This is a genomic window from Paenibacillus daejeonensis DSM 15491 (assembly GCF_000378385.1).
Taxonomy (GTDB): Bacteria; Bacillota; Bacilli; order Paenibacillales; family Paenibacillaceae; genus Paenibacillus_D; species Paenibacillus_D daejeonensis.
Window position 1 is genome coordinate 136,440 of the sequence record NZ_KB899672.1, and the last position, 16,985, is coordinate 153,424.

Below are 16,985 nucleotides of genomic sequence, written 5' to 3' on the forward strand. Positions count from 1 at the left end.
GAGCAGCTGTTCCTGCCTCTGGCGGGAATGGCTGCACGTGTACATTTTGCCTGACACAGACTTAAGGAGGGTTGCTCCTTGTTGGATGTTAACAACTTCGAGTATATGAAAATAGGTTTGGCCTCACCGGACAAGATTCGTTCCTGGTCCCGTGGAGAAGTTAAAAAGCCGGAGACGATCAATTACCGTACCCTGAAGCCGGAGAAGGAAGGTCTGTTCTGCGAGAAGATCTTCGGACCGACGAAGGACTGGGAATGTCACTGCGGCAAGTACAAGCGTGTACGTTATAAAGGTGTCGTCTGCGACCGCTGTGGCGTCGAAGTAACACGTGCCAAAGTGCGTCGTGAGCGCATGGGCCATATCGAACTGGCTGCGCCTGTATCGCATATCTGGTATTTCAAAGGCATCCCGAGCCGCATGGGTCTGGCACTCGACATGTCTCCTCGTTCGCTTGAGGAGATCATCTACTTTGCATCCTATGTTGTAACGGATCCAGGCGAGACGCCACTCGAGAAGAAGCAATTGCTCTCGGAGAAGGAGTACCGCAGCTACCGCGAAAAATACGGTTATGGATTCCAGGCTGGTATGGGAGCGGAAGCTGTTAAAAAGCTGCTTCAGGACATCGATGTTGAGCGTGAGCTTGACATGTTGAAAGAAGAGCTGCGCACGGCCCAAGGCCAGCGGCGCAACCGGGCGATCAAACGCCTGGAGGTCATCGAGGCATTCCGCAACTCCGGTAATGATCCGGAATGGATGATTCTTGATGTGCTGCCGGTTATCCCGCCTGAGCTGCGACCGATGGTACAGCTGGACGGTGGCCGCTTCGCGACCTCTGACCTGAATGACCTGTATCGCCGGGTCATTAACCGGAACAACCGTCTGAAGCGTCTGCTTGATCTGGGCGCGCCGGATATCATTGTGCAGAACGAGAAACGGATGCTGCAGGAAGCTGTCGATGCTCTGATCGACAACGGCCGCCGCGGTCGTCCGGTTACCGGACCGGGCAATCGTCCGCTCAAATCGCTCAGCCATATGCTCAAAGGTAAACAAGGCCGTTTCCGTCAGAACTTGCTGGGTAAACGCGTCGACTACTCCGGTCGTTCGGTTATCGTCGTCGGTCCTAGCTTGAAGATGTACCAGTGCGGTCTGCCGAAGGAAATGGCGCTGGAGTTGTTCAAGCCGTTCGTCATGAAGGAGCTTGTTAACAAAGGCTTGGCGCACAACATTAAGAGTGCAAAACGCAAGGTTGAACGCGTAAGCCCTGAAGTATGGGATGTGCTGGAGGAAGTGATCAAGGAGCATCCAGTTCTCTTGAACCGTGCCCCCACACTTCACCGTCTCGGTATTCAGGCGTTCGAGCCAATTCTGGTTGAAGGACGCGCAATCAAGCTGCATCCGCTCGTTTGTACGGCTTACAATGCCGACTTCGACGGTGACCAGATGGCGGTTCACGTTCCGCTATCGGCTGAAGCACAAGCTGAAGCACGCTTGCTGATGCTGGCTTCCGGCAACATCCTGAACCCTAAGGATGGCAAGCCGGTCGTTACGCCTTCGCAGGATATGGTTCTCGGCAGTTTCTATCTGACGATGGATAACAATGAAGCCAAAGGTTCCGGTTCCATTTTTGGTACGGTCAACGAAGCGATCTCGGCTTATCAACGGGGAATTGTTTCCCTGCACGCTCGCATCGTCATCCCTGTCAAAGTATTGGGTAAATCGACCTTTACCGAGGAACAGCAAAAGTCACTCATCGTCACCACGGTGGGTAAAGTCATCTTTAACGAAATCTTCCCGGATGATTTCCCGTATATCAACGAAGCCACCAAAGGCAATCTGTTGAACGGAACGCCGGAAAAATATTTTGTGTATGAAAAAGGTACAGACCTGGCTAAGTTCAATGCTGACTTGGCGATTGCAGGCGCTGTAGGCAAAGAGTATCTGGGCTTGATTATTGCCGAGTGCTTCCGCCAATACCACACGACACAGACCTCGATGATCTTGGACAAAATCAAGCAGTTGGGCTTCACTTACTCGACTCGTGCGGGCATCACCATTGCGGTGGATGATGTTGTCGTACCGGATGAGAAGTACGCGCTGATGAAAGAGTCCGAAGAGAAAGTCGCTGTCGTAACAAATCAATACCGTCGTGGTCTGATCACCAACGAAGAGCGCTATGACCGTGTCATTAGCATCTGGAGTAAAGCGAAAGATCAGATTACCGATATCCTCATGAAATCGATGGAACGTTACAACTCCATTATGCTCATGGTGGATTCCAAAGCACGGGGTAACAAATCGCAGATCACCCAGCTGGGCGGTATGCGGGGTCTGATGGCCAACCCGTCGGGTCGGATCATCGAGCTCCCAATCAAATCGAATTTCCGTGAAGGTCTGACGGTACTCGAGTACTTCATCTCGACGCATGGTGCGCGTAAAGGTCTGGCCGATACGGCGCTTCGTACAGCTGACTCGGGTTACCTGACTCGTCGTCTCGTTGACGTGGCGCAGGATGTCATCGTTCGTGAAGACGACTGCGGCACCGACAAAGGCTTCACGGTTAGCAAGATTCAAGATGGAAAAGAGGTCATCGAGGATCTGTACGATCGGATTGAAGGGCGTTACTCGTTCGAGACGATTCGCCATCCGAAGACAGGCGAGGTCATCGCGCAGCGTAACGATCTGATTGACTCTGCCAAAGCAGATGAGATTATTGCTGCTGGTGTAGAACGTCTGCAGATCCGCTCGGTTCTGAGCTGTCGCGCACGTCATGGCGTCTGCAAGATCTGTTACGGACGCAATCTGGCGACTGGCAAGCACGTTGAGATTGGTGAAGCAGTTGGTATCATTGCTGCACAATCGATCGGTGAGCCAGGAACCCAGCTGACCATGCGTACGTTCCATACCGGCGGTGTTGCCGGAGACGATATCACGCAAGGTCTGCCGCGGATTCAGGAGCTCTTCGAGGCTCGTAATCCAAAAGGCCAAGCGATCATCTCTGAACTCGACGGTACGATCAAGGAGATCCGTGAAGCGAAGGATCGCCGCGAGATTGAAGTGCAGGGCGAAGCTGAATCCAAAGTGTATTCCGTCACCTACGGATCGCGGATTCGGGTTACCGTTGGGCAACAAATCGAAGCAGGCGATGAGCTGACGGACGGTTCGATCGATCCGAAGGATATGCTCCGCATCAAGGGTATCCGGGGTGTGCAGAACTATATACTGCAAGAGGTTCAGCGCGTATACCGGAACCAGGGTGTTGAGATCAATGACAAGCACATTGAGGTTATGATCAAGCAGATGCTTCGCAAGATCCGCATTGTGGACGCAGGCGGTACGACACTGCTGCCGGGCGCATTCGTGGATATTCACGAGTATGAAGCGGCCAACACGACCGCGATCTTCTCCGATCGCGAGCCGGCTGTAGCTAAACCGGTCTTGCTCGGTATTACCAAGGCATCCCTGGAGACTGATTCCTTCCTGTCCGCGGCTTCTTTCCAGGAGACGACACGTGTCCTGACAGATGCAGCGATCAAGGGCAAGGTCGACCAGTTGCTTGGTCTGAAAGAAAATGTCATCATCGGTAAGCTGATTCCTGCCGGTACAGGCATGAACCGCTACCGCAGCATCAAATTCGCCGGCGACGACGAACAGCCGGAAACTGGCGAAGAGCAACTCGAAGGCGTGCCGGTCGAGCTGTAGGACCGCGCAGAACGCGGGGAATTGCAGGCAGTCTGTGGGCTGCAGGCAATTCCCTGTTTTTTGGGATGTTTCGGGGCCCGGCAACATATCAGAATAGGCCTCTGAGATCAAGCTGCACTTTGTGAAGGTGTTTTGAGAAACAGTCCTTGACACCCTGGGCACCAAAGTGCTACTATATCGGAGTGTGCCAACATGCTGGTTTGAGCTCGACCATCCGATGGTCGCAGGATCATCCTTGGAATGGAGGGTTACATTCTATGCCATTCAAGATCGGCAGCAAGCAGACGACGAAGATGGTAGAGCAAGGTATTGCCACTGCCGTCTATGTTGCAGAAGATGCAGATCAGCGAATAACGGGCAAGATTGTAGAGCTCAGCGAACGGGCAGGAATTGAAGTTATCTGGGTAGACACGATGGAGCGCCTCGGGGCAACCTGCGGCATTGATGTCGGGGCTGCGATGGCTGCTGTCATTCCTGAAGAAGAATAAGAGACATTCGTTTTTGCGATGGGGGCTAGAGTCGCCGTGCAAAAACTTTCGTTTGTTCTTTTATGAACCACCTGGATCTGTGGGCTTAAGCAAGACGTGATTGGACAGTCAAAAACTGAGGAAGGGGGTGGCAACATGCCAACAATCAACCAGCTGGTCCGTAAGGGCCGTGAAGCTAAAGTGGTCAAGTCGAAATCGCCTGCGCTTCAAAAAGGATTCAACGCGCTGAAGCGTGAAGAAACCAACCTGAGCGCCCCGCAAAAACGCGGTGTCTGCACTCGTGTAGGAACGATGACGCCTAAGAAACCGAACTCCGCTTTGCGTAAATATGCTCGTGTTCGCTTGACGAACCGTGTAGAGGTTACTGCTTACATCGGAGGCATCGGTCACAACCTGCAAGAGCACAGCGTGGTACTCGTACGCGGCGGCCGGGTAAAAGACCTCCCGGGTGTTCGTTACCATATCGTTCGTGGTGCACTTGATACTGCAGGTGTTAACAACCGTATGCAAGCTCGTTCCAAATACGGTACGAAGCGTCCTAAAGTTAAAAAGTAAGAAATCACTTCTGACTCTAAGGATCGGTTTTCAGCACCGAGAAGGTTGGAGGCAGGACGAAATGAGAAGCGGAGCGTAGTGGAAGCTACGTGAGCACCGGAAGTTCGGAGTGCATTCAAGATTCGACGCCGAATCCGCTACCGTGAGTCACATCGTGATCAAAACCGACTGAAAGGGGGATACCTCATGCCACGCAAAGGTCCCGTACCAAAAAGAGACGTATTGCCGGATCCGCTCTACAACAGCAAGCTTGTTACTCGTCTGATCAACCGTATCATGATCGACGGCAAGCGCGGTGTAGCGCAGACAATCCTGTATGATGCCTTCACACTTATCCAAGAACGTTCAGGCAAAGAGCCTATGGAAGTGTTTGAAGTAGCCATCAAAAACATCATGCCTGTTCTCGAAGTTAAAGCCCGTCGTGTTGGTGGTGCAAACTACCAAGTACCGATCGAGGTGAAGCCAGAGCGCCGTACAGCACTCGGACTTCGTTGGCTCGTGAACTACTCGCGCAACCGCGGCGAGAAAACAATGGAAGAGCGTTTGGCTGCTGAAATTCTGGATGCATCCAACAACACTGGCGCTTCCGTTAAGAAGCGTGAAGATACACACAAGATGGCGGAAGCAAACAAAGCGTTTGCCCACTATCGCTGGTAGGATCTAAACTCGAAAGGAGACATAATCATGGCTAGAGAGTTCTCCTTGAAAAATACGCGTAACATCGGGATTATGGCGCATATTGATGCTGGTAAGACCACGACTACCGAACGGATCCTGTTCTACACAGGCCGTACCCACAAAATCGGCGAGGTGCACGAAGGTGCAGCGACGATGGACTGGATGGAGCAAGAGCAAGAGCGCGGCATTACAATTACGTCTGCTGCGACTACAGCTCAATGGGATGGTCACCGCATCAATATTATCGACACCCCAGGTCACGTTGACTTCACAGTAGAAGTTGAACGTTCCCTGCGCGTATTGGACGGGGCGGTAGGTGTATTCAGTGCTAAGGAAGGCGTAGAGCCTCAATCCGAAACGGTATGGCGTCAAGCTGACCGCTATGGTGTTCCTCGGATCGCGTACGTGAACAAGATGGACATCATCGGTGCTGACTACCTCAACGTTATCAAAGATATGCGTGAGCGTCTGCAAGCCAACGCAGTTGCAATCCAACTGCCGATCGGTGCCGAGAATGATTTCCAAGGCATGATCGACATCGTTGAGCGCGTAGCGTACGTTTACAAAGATGACCTTGGTCGGGATCCTGAGAAAGTTGAGATTCCTGCAGAATTTGCAGACCAAGTGGAAGAGCTTCGTGCAGAACTGGTAGAGAAAGTTGCCGAACTGGACGAAGAACTCACAATGAAGTATCTTGAAGGTGAGGAAATCACCATCGAGGAACTGAAAGCAACGCTTCGCAAAGGCGTCTGCGACGTGAAGATCTTCCCTGTTATCTGTGGTTCTTCTTATCGCAACAAAGGGGTTCAGCCTATGCTGGACGCCGTGGTTGACTACCTGCCTGCGCCAATCGATGTTCCAGACATCAAGGGTCTCCTTGAAGATGGTACAGAAGTAACGCGTAAATCGGGTGACGACCAGCCGTTCTCGGCACTGGCGTTCAAAATCATGACGGATCCTTATGTTGGTAAACTGACATTCTTCCGCGTGTATTCCGGTGTTCTGGCTTCGGGTTCTTATGTACTGAATGGTACAAAAGGCAAACGCGAGCGCGTAGGACGTATTCTCCAGATGCATGCTAACAGCCGTCAAGAGATCTCCGAAGTTTACTCCGGTGATATCGCTGCTGCTGTTGGTTTGAAGGATACGGTTACGGGTGATACACTCTGTGATGAGAAAGCTCCGGTTATCCTGGAGTCGATGAACTTCCCAGAGCCAGTTATCCAGATCGCAATCGAGCCAAAAACCAAAGCCGACCAAGACAAAATGGGCGTTGCCCTGTCGAAACTGTCGGAGGAAGACCCTACGTTCCGTGCTTACACGGATGAGGAGACTGGACAAACTATTATCGCTGGTATGGGCGAACTCCATCTGGAGATCATCGTAGACCGCATGGTACGCGAGTTCAAAGTCGAGACTAGCGTAGGTAAACCACAGGTTGCTTACCGTGAGACATTCAAGCAAGCAGCCAAGGTTGAAGGTAAGTTCGTACGTCAGTCCGGTGGTCGTGGTCAATACGGTCACGTCTGGATCGAATTCGAACCACAAGAGCCAGGAGACGGCTTTGTATTCGAAAACAAAATCGTCGGTGGTGTTGTACCTCGTGAGTATGTTCCTGCTGTTCAAGCTGGTATCGAAGAAGCAATGAAGAACGGTGTTATCGCCGGCTTCCCGCTCGTCGATGTTAAAGCTCGGATCGTAGACGGATCTTACCATGATGTCGACTCCTCGGAGATGGCGTTTAAGATCGCAGGCTCCATGGCGCTCAAAGCAGCGAAGGACAAATGTAAGCCAGTCCTGCTTGAGCCAATCATGAAGGTTGAAGTAACCGTACCGGAAGAGTACTTCGGTGACGTAATGGGTATGCTCAGCTCCCGTCGCGGACGCATCGAAGGTACAGACTCCCGTTCGGGTGCTCAGATCATCCGTTCCAAAGTGCCTTTGGCCGAGATGTTCGGGTACTCTACTACCCTTCGTTCCGGTACACAGGGACGCGGCGTGTTCTCGATGGAAATCTCCCATTACGAAGAAGTGCCGAAGTCGATTGCGGAAGAGATTATCTCCAAGCACAAAGGCGAGTAATTCCCTGGTTGCCACGGCCGTCAATCTGTATGCTTCTTAGCTGAGAGTGTGCGGCCGATACCTATAACTTTCCATTTATTAAGGAGGAATAAGTTCAATGGCTAAGCAAAAATTCGAACGTAACAAACCACACGTTAATATCGGTACAATTGGTCACGTTGACCACGGTAAAACGACTCTGACTGCTGCCATCACAACTGTACTTTCCAAAAAGTACGGCGGTGCTGCTATCGCTTTTGATCAAATCGATAAGGCTCCTGAAGAGCGCGAGCGCGGGATCACAATCTCCACAGCTCACGTTGAGTATGAGACACCTAACCGTCACTATGCTCACGTAGACTGCCCAGGCCATGCTGACTATGTTAAAAACATGATCACTGGTGCTGCTCAAATGGACGGCGCGATCCTGGTTGTATCCGCTGCTGACGGCCCAATGCCGCAAACGCGTGAGCACATCCTGCTCTCCCGCCAAGTAGGCGTTCCTTACATCGTCGTATTCCTGAACAAATGCGACATGGTTGAAGACGAAGAGCTCCTCGAGCTGGTTGAGATGGAAGTTCGCGACCTGCTGAGCGAGTATGAGTTCCCAGGCGACGACACGCCAATCGTTCGTGGTGCTGCTCGTGAAGCACTGTCGAACCCAGACGGCGAGTGGGCTGACAAAATCGTTGAGCTGTTCGAGCACGTGGATACTTACATCCCAACTCCTGAGCGCGACGTATCCAAGCCTTTCCTGATGCCTGTCGAGGACGTATTTACAATCACTGGACGTGGTACAGTTGCTACTGGCCGTGTTGAGCGTGGTGTGGTTAAAGTCGGCGACGAGATCGAAGTTATCGGTCTGCAAGAAGAAACTCGTAAAACCGTATGTACTGGTGTTGAGATGTTCCGCAAATTGCTGGACTCCGCTCAAGCTGGTGACAACATCGGTGCACTGCTTCGCGGTGTTGAGCGTAAAGACATCGAGCGTGGTCAAGTACTGGCTAAGCCAGGTTCCGTTAAGCCACACACGAACTTCACTGCTCAAATCTACGTCCTGACAAAAGAAGAGGGCGGACGTCATAAGCCTTTCTTCACAGGCTACCGTCCACAGTTCTACTTCCGTACAACAGACGTAACAGGTATCATCACTCTGCCAGAAGGCAGCGAAATGGTAATGCCTGGTGACAACATCACCGTTACTGTTGAACTGATCGCTCCAATCGCAGTTGAAGAAGGAACTCGCTTCTCCATCCGTGAAGGCGGCCGTACAGTAGGCGCTGGCGCTGTTGCTTCGATCCAAAAATAATTCGGCTGCAGCGTAAGCTGCGCTGGATGTAATAAAGAGGTTGTTCAACCGGTCTTGATCGGGAGGGCAGCCTCTTTTTTGTGATCTATATAATAGAAGAAAGATTATTAAAAACACGCGAAAATGATTAATTGTATGAGCTTTTCATAGTGTGAATTCGCCCGTATTCTGGATTTGAAATACAATATGAAAATAAATATGCATAAGCGGATATTTTCCTTGCAAATGCCTTTCATTTTGTATATAATAGTGAACGTTGGTCTGTGGCTGTGCGATGATGCGAGAGGTTGCCGACACACCCGGCCCCTTTGCCATGGGGCATAAGTCGGGTTTTCTCGCGGAGTATGTCCGATACTAAATTGGGCGATAGAAGGAGGGAATTACATGGCAAAGCAAAAGATTCGTATTCGTTTGAAAGCTTACGATCACAGAATTCTTGACCAATCAGCAGAGAAAATTGTTGAAACTGCAAAGCGTTCCGGAGCAGGCGTGTCCGGTCCGATTCCGTTGCCAACGGAAAAGCAAATCATCACCATTCTGCGTGCGGTTCATAAGTACAAGGATTCGCGGGAGCAATTCGAGATGCGCACACATAAGCGTCTGATCGACATTGTTAACCCAACGCCGCAAACGGTCGATGCATTGATGCGCTTGGACCTGCCGTCCGGTGTAGATATCGAGATTAAACTGTAAGAACTAACTACTTATTATTGAAGCGAAACGAGGTGTCAACATGAAAGGTATCTTAGGGAAAAAACTCGGCATGACACAAGTCTTTACGCCTGAGGGCAACGTAATTCCGGTTACGGTCATCGAGGCAGGACCTTGTGTGGTTCTCCAGAAGAAAGATCAGGAGAATGACGGCTACGAGGCAATTCAGCTTGGCTTCGTCGACAAGAAGAAGCAAAGAGCGAACAAGCCCGAAACAGCTCATGCTCAAAAAGCCAACACGGCTCCTAAGCGCTACATTCGTGAATTCCGCGGAGTTAACGTGGGAGAATACGAGGTTGGCGCAGAAGTAAAAGCGGATCTGTTCTCCGAAGGCGAATTTGTTGACGTAACAGGAATCTCCAAAGGTAAAGGATTCCAAGGCGTTATCAAGCGTTGGGGACAAAGTACAGGTCCAATGTCTCACGGTTCCCGCTACCATCGCGGACCGGGCTCCATGGGTTCCATCCAGGCTAACCGCGTACCGAAAGGCAAGCGTCTGCCAGGACACATGGGTCAAGACACCATCACCATTCAACGTCTGGAAGTTATCCGCGTTGACGTAGAGCGCAATGTGCTGCTCGTTAAAGGATCCATTCCCGGAGCTAAAAACAGCTTCGTCAAAATTAAATCGACGGTGAAGAAATAACACCCCTGAAGAAAGGAGGAACACGTAATGCCAAAGGTAGCAGTATACAACGTGAGTGGTTCGCAAGTCGGCGATATCGAGCTGGCTGAAGCCATCTTCGGCATCCAGCCGAATACCCACGTTATGCACAGTGCAGTGGTCCTGCAGCAAGCTGCAGAACGCCAAGGCACGCACAAGACCAAAGGTCGTTCGGAAGTTCGCGGCGGCGGCCGTAAACCATGGAAACAAAAAGGTACGGGTCGTGCACGTCAAGGCAGTATCCGCTCCCCGCAATGGGTTGGCGGTGGTACGGTATTTGGACCGACTCCACGTTCTTACGGATTTAAACTTCCTAAGAAAGTTCGTCGTCTTGCCATCAAATCCGCACTGTCTTCCAAAGTGATCGGTAACGAAATCATCGTGTTGGATCAACTGGCTTTCAACCAACCAAAGACCAAAGAATTCAAAGGAATTCTGGGAAGTCTGAAAGTGGCTCGTAAAGCGCTGGTTGTTACAGCTAACTACGAAGATAATGTTGCACTGAGCGCACGCAATATTCCAGGCGTCAAATTCCTGACAGTCGAAGGCATTAATGTTCTGGATGTATTGGCTCATGACCAACTGATCATCACCAAGGAAGCGGTCGAGAAAGTACAGGAGGTGCTTGCGTAATGAAGAACGCACACGATATTATCAAGCGCCCGATCATTACCGAGCGTACAAGCGAACTCATGGTAGCTAAACGCTATGTGTTCGAAGTCGACATGCGCGCCAACAAAACGGCGATCAAACAAGCCATCGAAGCGATCTTTAACGTTAAAGTCGCTAGCGTAAACACGATGCGCGTACCTGGCAAGCCAAAACGCCAAGGTCGTCATGCCGGTTACACTTCCGAGTGGAAAAAGGCAATCGTTCAGCTGACAGAAGAGAGCAATGAGCTCGAATTCTTCGAAGCATCTGTATAATAAGAGACTAGACAAGTAAGGAGGGAATCGAAGTGCCAATTAAGAAGTATAAACCGACTTCTCCAGCCCGTCGTGCGATGTCCGTCTCGACTTTCGAAGAGATCACAACAAGCACACCGGAGAAATCGTTGCTTGCGCCACTTTTCAAAAAAGCCGGCCGCAACAACCAAGGTAAAATTACCGTACGTCACCACGGTGGCGGACACAAGCGTAAATACCGGATTATCGATTTCAAGCGCAATAAGGACGGCATTCCTGGTACAGTAGCTACCATTGAGTACGATCCGAACCGCACCTCGAACATCGCATTGATCCACTATGCAGACGGTGAAAAACGTTATATCATCGCTCCTAAAGGACTGAAGGTAGGCGACGTTATCACTTCCGGCCCTGCAGCTGACATCAAAACTGGTAACGCGTTGCCACTCGAGAACATCCCGGTTGGTACAGTTATCCACAACATTGAGATGAAGCCAGGCAAAGGCGGCCAATTGGTTCGCGCAGCTGGTACTGAAGCTCAATTGCTTGGTAAAGAGGATACTTACGCGGTTATCCGCCTCTCCTCCGGCGAAGTTCGTCGCATCCTGAAAGTATGTCGTGCGACAATCGGATCCGTAGGTAACGAGGACCATGAGCTCGTTAAGATCGGTAAAGCTGGCCGTTCGCGTTGGCTCGGCAAGCGTCCTGAAGTACGCGGCGTTGTTATGAACCCGAACGATCACCCACACGGTGGTGGTGAAGGCCGTGCGCCAATCGGACGCAAATCGCCTATGTCCCCATGGGGCAAACCGACACTTGGTTACAAAACCCGCAAGAAGAAAAAAGCTTCCAGCCAATATATCGTACGCGGCCGCACGAAGTAAGATTAGCTTGACTCCGAGCGGCTCGGACACTATTCTACGCCAGGTTAGCTGAAGGGAGGATCACCTATGGGTCGCAGTCTGAAGAAGGGGCCGTTTATTGACGGATACCTGCTGAAAAAGGTTGAGGAACTGAATGAGACGGAGAAGAAAGTTGTCGTCAAAACATGGTCCCGCCGCTCCACTATTTTCCCACAGTTCATCGGACACACGTTCGCTGTCTATGACGGCCGTAAGCATGTGCCTGTATACGTAACTGAGGATATGGTTGGACACAAACTGGGCGAGTTCGCTCCTACACGTACGTATAAGGGCCACACCGCCGACGATAAGAAAACAGGCAGAAGATAATCTGCTTGATTGATAGTTAACTGTTCTGAGAGGAGGTTCTACCATGGCACAACAAGCAAAAGCTGTTGCGAACTTCATCCGTATCGCGCCTCGTAAGGCTCAACTAGTCGTTGACCTGATCCGCGGCAAGCAAGTCGGTGAAGCGATCGCGATCCTGCGTCACACTCCAAAGTCGGCGTCGCCAATCGTCGAGAAGCTGTTGAACTCTGCCATTGCCAATGCGGATCATAACTATCAGCTGGACGTCAACAAGCTGGTCGTATCCGAGGTATATGTCAATCAGGGGCCAACAATGAAACGTTTCCGTCCACGCGCGATGGGTCGTGCGAGCCGGATCAACAAACGAACCAGCCACATCACTCTGGTGGTATCCGAAAAATAAGGAGGGAAAACGTGTGGGTCAAAAAGTAAATCCCGTCGGTCTACGGATTGGTATTATCCGTGACTGGGAATCGAAATGGTATGCCGGCAAAGATTTCGGTGATCTCTTGCTGGAAGACGTGAAAATCCGTGAGTATCTGAAGAAGAAACTGAAAGATGCTGCTGTATCCAAGTTCGAAATCGAGCGTGCCGCTAACCGCGTCAACGTAACGATTCATACCGCTAAGCCAGGAATGGTAATCGGTAAAGGTGGATCTGAGGTAGAGAACCTGCGGACGGAGCTTGCTAAGATTTCTGGTGGCAAGAAGGTTCATATCAACATCGCCGAGATCAAACAAGCTGACCTGGATGCAATCCTGGTAGCTGAAAGCATCGCTCTTCAATTGGAGCGCCGGACTTCGTTCCGTCGTGCCCTGAAACAAGCGATTCAACGTACAATGCGCGCAGGCGCAAAAGGAATCAAAACTTCCGTAAGTGGTCGTCTGGGCGGAGCCGAGATTGCACGTACTGAAGGTTACAGTGAAGGAACCGTGCCGCTGCATACGCTGCGTGCCGATATCGATTACGGAACAGCAGAGGCGTTCACGACTTATGGTCTGATCGGCGTCAAAGTCTGGATCTACCGTGGCGAAGTCCTTCCTGCTAAGAAAAGAACAGCAGCTCCCCAGGAAGGAGGCAACTAATCATGTTGGTACCTAAACGCGTCAAACACCGCAAGCAACAACGCGGTCATATGAGAGGTCGTGCCAAAGGCGGTACTGAAGTACTCTTCGGCGAATACGGCCTGCAGGCTACTGAGCCGGCATGGATTACGAACCGTCAGATCGAGGCTGCTCGTATCGCGATGACCCGTTACATCAAACGGGGCGGTAAAGTCTGGATCAAGATTTTCCCTGCTAAGCCTATCACCCAGAAGCCTCTTGAGGTCCGGATGGGTAGTGGTAAAGGTAATGTTGAGAAATGGGTAGCCGTGGTAAAGCCAGGCAAAATTATGTTTGAGCTTGCTGGTGTCCCTGAAGATATCGCACGTGAAGCAATGCGTCTTGCTTCTCACAAACTGCCAGTGAAAACGAAGTTTGTGAAGCGCGAAGAAGTGGGTGGTGAAGCAAATGAAAGCTAGTGAATTTCGCAACCTGACCTCCGCCGAGATCGAGCAAAAGGTCGCCGGCTTCAAGGAAGAGTTGTTCAACCTACGTTTTCAATTGGCTACCGGTCAACTCGACAATCCGACTCGCATTCGCGATGTGCGGAAAGAGATTGCTCGCGCCAAAACGGTTTTGCGCCAAAGAGAGCTCGGTATTAGCAGCTAATTTATAATTTCGATTAGATGCCTTAAGCCTCTCTGACAGGCTGAAGGAAGGAGGAAGAACATGAGCGAACGTAATGCCCGCAAAGTTCAAATCGGCAAGGTTGTCAGCGACAAAATGGACAAAACGGTAGTGGTGGCTGTAGAAACTTACAAAAAGCACACGCTGTACAACAAGCGTATCAAGTATACGAAAAAGTTTAAAGCCCATGATGAGAACAACCAAGCCAAAATTGGTGATGTGGTACGAATCATGGAAACCCGTCCGCTTTCCAAGGACAAACGCTGGAGACTCGTAGAAGTCGTCGAAGCAGCGATTATCCTCTAAGCTGAACGAACCCAAGCTTTCGAATTTGTATTTTTGACCGGAAGGAGGACGTTACAATGATTCAACCATTTACACGCTTGAAAGTGGCTGACAACTCTGGTGCAAAGGAACTGATGTGTATTCGAGTTCTGGGTGGTACTGGACGTCGCGTTGGACACATCGGCGATTTGATCGTGTGCTCTGTCAAACAAGCAACACCCGGTGGCGTTGTCAAAAAGGGTGATGTAATCAGAGCAGTTATCGTACGTACAAAGAACTCTGTTCGTCGTAAAGATGGTTCTTACATCGCATTTGACGAGAATGCAGCAGTTATCGTGAAGGACGACAAGAGCCCACGCGGTACCCGTATCTTCGGACCAGTGGCTCGCGAACTGCGCGACAGAGATTTCATGAAAATCGTTTCGTTGGCTCCAGAAGTTATCTAAGACCGCTGCGGTCTTATGCAATACCCAAAACCTATGCTCACGAAGTGAGGTGTGAGAAATGCCAAGGCTGAAAAAGATTCTTGAATCGCATAACAACAAGCTGCACGTGAAGAAGGATGACAATGTCATCGTCATCACTGGCAAGGATAAAGGTAAGAAAGGCCGTGTCATCGCCGCTTACCCGCGCGAGAACCGCGTACTGGTTGAAGGCGTGAATATGGTCAAGAAACATTCGCGTCCTACCCAACAAAACCCGCAAGGCGGTATCCTGGAGCAGGAAGCAGCGATCCATGTGTCTAACGTGATGTTGCTGGATCCGAAATCAGGCAAACCGACTCGTGTCGGATATAAAGTGCAAGACAACGGTAAAAAAGTCCGGGTAGCCAAATCCGGCGCAGTAATCGACTAATCCCTTTGACGGAAAGGAGGTCCATAAATCGTGGCAATCAGAATGAAAGACCGCTTTTTGAATGAAATCACACCAAACCTGATGCAGAAGTTCAACTACTCCACTGTAATGCAGGTACCTAAGATCGAGAAGGTTGTCATCAACATGGGTGTTGGTGAAGCTGTTCAGAACTCCAAGGTACTTGACGTAGCAGTAGAAGAACTGAGAATTATTTCTGGTCAGAAGCCCGTAATCACACGTGCTAAGAAATCGATCGCCGGTTTCAAGCTTCGTGAGAATATGCCGATCGGGGTTAAAGTAACACTGCGCGGCGAGCGTATGTACTACTTCCTCGACAAACTGTTTAATGTCGCTCTTCCGCGTGTACGTGACTTCCGCGGGATCTCCAATAAAGCGTTCGACGGCCGTGGCAACTACACGCTGGGTCTGAAAGAACAGCTGATCTTCCCGGAGATCGAGTACGATAAAGTCGACAAAGTCCGCGGTATGGACATTGTCATCGTAACAACGGCAAAAACGGATGAAGAATCTCGTGAATTGCTGACCCAATTGGGTATGCCGTTTGCGAAGTAATCCACTTCTAGGAGGTGTAATACCCAGTGGCAAAAACTTCGATGAAAGTTAAGCAACAACGTACTCCGAAGTTCAAAGTGCGTGCCTACACTCGCTGTGAGCGTTGCGGCCGCCCGCACTCCGTGCTTCAAAAATTTAAGATCTGCCGGATTTGTTTCCGTGAATTGGCATATAAAGGCCAGATCCCTGGCGTCAAAAAAGCAAGCTGGTAATCAGCCGAGTTCGGGAAGGAGGTTTACAACAAATGGTTATGTCTGATCCGATTGCAGATATGTTGACACGCATCCGCAATGCGAATGTCGTCCGTCATGAAACCGTGGAAATGCCCGCTTCGAAATCGAAGAAGCAAATCGCAGAAATTCTGAAACGCGAGGGCTTCATCCGCGATGCTGAATATATCGAGGACAACAAACAAGGGATGATCCGTATTTTCCTGAAATACGGCCCTAACAACGAGCGTGTCATCACCGGTTTGAAACGCATCAGTAAACCAGGTCTGCGCGTATACACGAAAAGTACGGAAGTACCGCGCGTGCTGGGCGGATTGGGAATCGCGATTATTTCCACATCCAAAGGCATCGTGACCGACAAGGAAGCTCGCCAAGGTAAAGCCGGCGGCGAAGTCCTTTGCTACGTTTGGTAATCACTCGTTAAACGATTGGAGGTGTAACAATGTCCCGTATTGGTCGTAAACCTATCCAGGTGCCAGCTGGCGTAGACATTAAACTGGATAACACACAACTTACTGTTAAAGGTCCAAAGGGCACGCTCACTCGTGAGCTGCACAAGGACATGAAAATCGTTATCGCGGAGAACGAGATCTCGGTTGAGCGTCCGTCCGATAACAAACTGCATCGCTCCCTGCACGGCACGACGCGCAGCGTCGTTGCTAACATGGTCAGCGGTGTAACTGAAGGCTTCGCCAAATCTCTGGAACTCGTTGGCGTAGGTTACCGTGCCAGCAAGTCCGGTGAGAAGGTCGTCTTGAACGTTGGTTACTCCCACCCGGTTGAGATCAACCCTGAGGGCGGCGTTGAGTTCGAGGTTCCTACGAACACGAAGATCATCGTTAAAGGAATCGACAAAGAACTGGTCGGTGCTTTTGCAGCAAAAATCCGCTCCGTACGCGAGCCTGAGCCGTATAAAGGCAAAGGTATCAAGTACGAAGGCGAGCGTATCCTTCGTAAGGAAGGTAAAGCCGGTAAGAAGAAGTAAGCTCTCCGCGTGAGCGCTTAGCTAAGATTACCGGTTCAAGGCAGAA

23 protein-coding genes are annotated in these 16,985 nt (G+C 50.7%); all 23 read left to right on the forward strand.

Annotated elements, in window-relative coordinates; genetic code table 11:
- The first annotated feature begins 78 nt into the window (after positions 1 to 78).
- The 23 genes from rpoC to rplF all read left to right on the forward strand — a co-directional run bounded on the left by rpoC (position 79) and on the right by rplF (position 16,939).
- Positions 79 to 3,699, forward strand: a complete 3,621-nt coding sequence (gene rpoC / locus F556_RS0126975; protein ID WP_020620131.1) for a DNA-directed RNA polymerase subunit beta' — start codon at positions 79 to 81, stop codon at positions 3,697 to 3,699.
- A gap of 257 nt (positions 3,700 to 3,956) precedes the next feature.
- Positions 3,957 to 4,187, forward strand: coding sequence for a ribosomal L7Ae/L30e/S12e/Gadd45 family protein (locus tag F556_RS0126980; protein WP_020620132.1), 231 nt, complete (start codon positions 3,957 to 3,959; stop codon positions 4,185 to 4,187).
- A gap of 135 nt (positions 4,188 to 4,322) precedes the next feature.
- Positions 4,323 to 4,742, forward strand: coding sequence for a 30S ribosomal protein S12 (gene rpsL, locus F556_RS0126985; protein WP_020620133.1), 420 nt, complete (start codon positions 4,323 to 4,325; stop codon positions 4,740 to 4,742).
- A 186-nt stretch (positions 4,743 to 4,928) separates the two neighbouring features.
- Positions 4,929 to 5,399, forward strand: coding sequence for a 30S ribosomal protein S7 (gene rpsG / locus F556_RS0126990; protein ID WP_020620134.1), 471 nt, complete (start codon positions 4,929 to 4,931; stop codon positions 5,397 to 5,399).
- A gap of 27 nt (positions 5,400 to 5,426) precedes the next feature.
- Complete coding sequence (gene fusA / locus F556_RS0126995) at positions 5,427 to 7,502, forward strand: elongation factor G (protein ID WP_020620135.1); 2,076 nt, start codon at positions 5,427 to 5,429, stop codon at positions 7,500 to 7,502.
- Positions 7,503 to 7,599: 97 nt separating this feature from the next.
- Positions 7,600 to 8,790 carry an elongation factor Tu gene (tuf, locus tag F556_RS0127000; RefSeq protein ID WP_020620136.1) on the forward strand — a complete coding sequence of 397 codons (1,191 nt, stop codon included), beginning with the start codon at positions 7,600 to 7,602 and terminating at the stop codon, positions 8,788 to 8,790.
- Positions 8,791 to 9,174: 384 nt separating this feature from the next.
- Complete coding sequence (rpsJ, locus tag F556_RS0127005) at positions 9,175 to 9,483, forward strand: 30S ribosomal protein S10 (protein ID WP_005544556.1); 309 nt, start codon at positions 9,175 to 9,177, stop codon at positions 9,481 to 9,483.
- Positions 9,484 to 9,523: 40 nt separating this feature from the next.
- On the forward strand, positions 9,524 to 10,147 hold the full coding sequence (gene rplC / locus F556_RS0127010; protein ID WP_020620137.1) for a 50S ribosomal protein L3: 624 nt from the start codon (positions 9,524 to 9,526) through the stop codon (positions 10,145 to 10,147).
- A gap of 27 nt (positions 10,148 to 10,174) precedes the next feature.
- On the forward strand, positions 10,175 to 10,798 hold the full coding sequence (rplD, locus tag F556_RS0127015) for a 50S ribosomal protein L4 (RefSeq protein ID WP_020620138.1): 624 nt from the start codon (positions 10,175 to 10,177) through the stop codon (positions 10,796 to 10,798).
- Complete coding sequence (gene rplW / locus F556_RS0127020) at positions 10,798 to 11,091, forward strand: 50S ribosomal protein L23 (protein WP_020620139.1); 294 nt, start codon at positions 10,798 to 10,800, stop codon at positions 11,089 to 11,091. The genes rplD and rplW overlap by 1 nt, the downstream gene beginning before the upstream one ends.
- A gap of 32 nt (positions 11,092 to 11,123) precedes the next feature.
- Positions 11,124 to 11,954, forward strand: a complete 831-nt coding sequence (gene rplB / locus F556_RS0127025) for a 50S ribosomal protein L2 (protein WP_020620140.1) — start codon at positions 11,124 to 11,126, stop codon at positions 11,952 to 11,954.
- Between the two features lie 66 nt (positions 11,955 to 12,020).
- A complete protein-coding gene (rpsS, locus tag F556_RS0127030) occupies positions 12,021 to 12,302 on the forward strand; it encodes a 30S ribosomal protein S19 (protein WP_020620141.1) in 282 nt (93 codons plus the stop codon).
- Between the two features lie 43 nt (positions 12,303 to 12,345).
- Positions 12,346 to 12,684 (forward strand): 50S ribosomal protein L22, encoded by a 339-nt coding sequence (gene rplV, locus F556_RS0127035; protein ID WP_020620142.1) that lies wholly within the window; start codon positions 12,346 to 12,348, stop codon positions 12,682 to 12,684.
- A gap of 13 nt (positions 12,685 to 12,697) precedes the next feature.
- Positions 12,698 to 13,366 carry a 30S ribosomal protein S3 gene (rpsC, locus tag F556_RS0127040; protein ID WP_020620143.1) on the forward strand — a complete coding sequence of 223 codons (669 nt, stop codon included), beginning with the start codon at positions 12,698 to 12,700 and terminating at the stop codon, positions 13,364 to 13,366.
- 2 nt (positions 13,367 to 13,368) lie between these two features.
- Positions 13,369 to 13,803 (forward strand): 50S ribosomal protein L16, encoded by a 435-nt coding sequence (rplP, locus tag F556_RS0127045; protein WP_020620144.1) that lies wholly within the window; start codon positions 13,369 to 13,371, stop codon positions 13,801 to 13,803.
- The gene (gene rpmC, locus F556_RS0127050) at positions 13,793 to 13,993 is read left to right on the forward strand and encodes a 50S ribosomal protein L29 (RefSeq protein WP_020620145.1); all 201 of its coding nucleotides are present in this window, start codon (positions 13,793 to 13,795) and stop codon (positions 13,991 to 13,993) included. Before rplP ends, rpmC begins: the two co-directional genes overlap by 11 nt.
- A gap of 60 nt (positions 13,994 to 14,053) precedes the next feature.
- Positions 14,054 to 14,317: a 30S ribosomal protein S17 gene (rpsQ, locus tag F556_RS0127055; RefSeq protein WP_020620146.1), complete on the forward strand. Its 264-nt coding sequence runs from the start codon at positions 14,054 to 14,056 to the stop codon at positions 14,315 to 14,317.
- Between the two features lie 56 nt (positions 14,318 to 14,373).
- A complete protein-coding gene (gene rplN, locus F556_RS0127060; protein WP_020620147.1) occupies positions 14,374 to 14,742 on the forward strand; it encodes a 50S ribosomal protein L14 in 369 nt (122 codons plus the stop codon).
- A 58-nt stretch (positions 14,743 to 14,800) separates the two neighbouring features.
- Positions 14,801 to 15,151 carry a 50S ribosomal protein L24 gene (gene rplX, locus F556_RS0127065; RefSeq protein ID WP_020620148.1) on the forward strand — a complete coding sequence of 117 codons (351 nt, stop codon included), beginning with the start codon at positions 14,801 to 14,803 and terminating at the stop codon, positions 15,149 to 15,151.
- A 30-nt stretch (positions 15,152 to 15,181) separates the two neighbouring features.
- On the forward strand, positions 15,182 to 15,724 hold the full coding sequence (gene rplE / locus F556_RS0127070) for a 50S ribosomal protein L5 (protein ID WP_020620149.1): 543 nt from the start codon (positions 15,182 to 15,184) through the stop codon (positions 15,722 to 15,724).
- 26 nt (positions 15,725 to 15,750) lie between these two features.
- On the forward strand, positions 15,751 to 15,936 hold the full coding sequence (locus F556_RS37365) for a type Z 30S ribosomal protein S14 (RefSeq protein ID WP_013312154.1): 186 nt from the start codon (positions 15,751 to 15,753) through the stop codon (positions 15,934 to 15,936).
- A 32-nt stretch (positions 15,937 to 15,968) separates the two neighbouring features.
- Positions 15,969 to 16,367, forward strand: coding sequence for a 30S ribosomal protein S8 (gene rpsH, locus F556_RS0127075; RefSeq protein ID WP_020620150.1), 399 nt, complete (start codon positions 15,969 to 15,971; stop codon positions 16,365 to 16,367).
- 29 nt (positions 16,368 to 16,396) lie between these two features.
- Positions 16,397 to 16,939, forward strand: coding sequence for a 50S ribosomal protein L6 (gene rplF / locus F556_RS0127080; protein WP_020620151.1), 543 nt, complete (start codon positions 16,397 to 16,399; stop codon positions 16,937 to 16,939).
- The last annotated feature ends 46 nt before the right edge of the window (positions 16,940 to 16,985 follow it).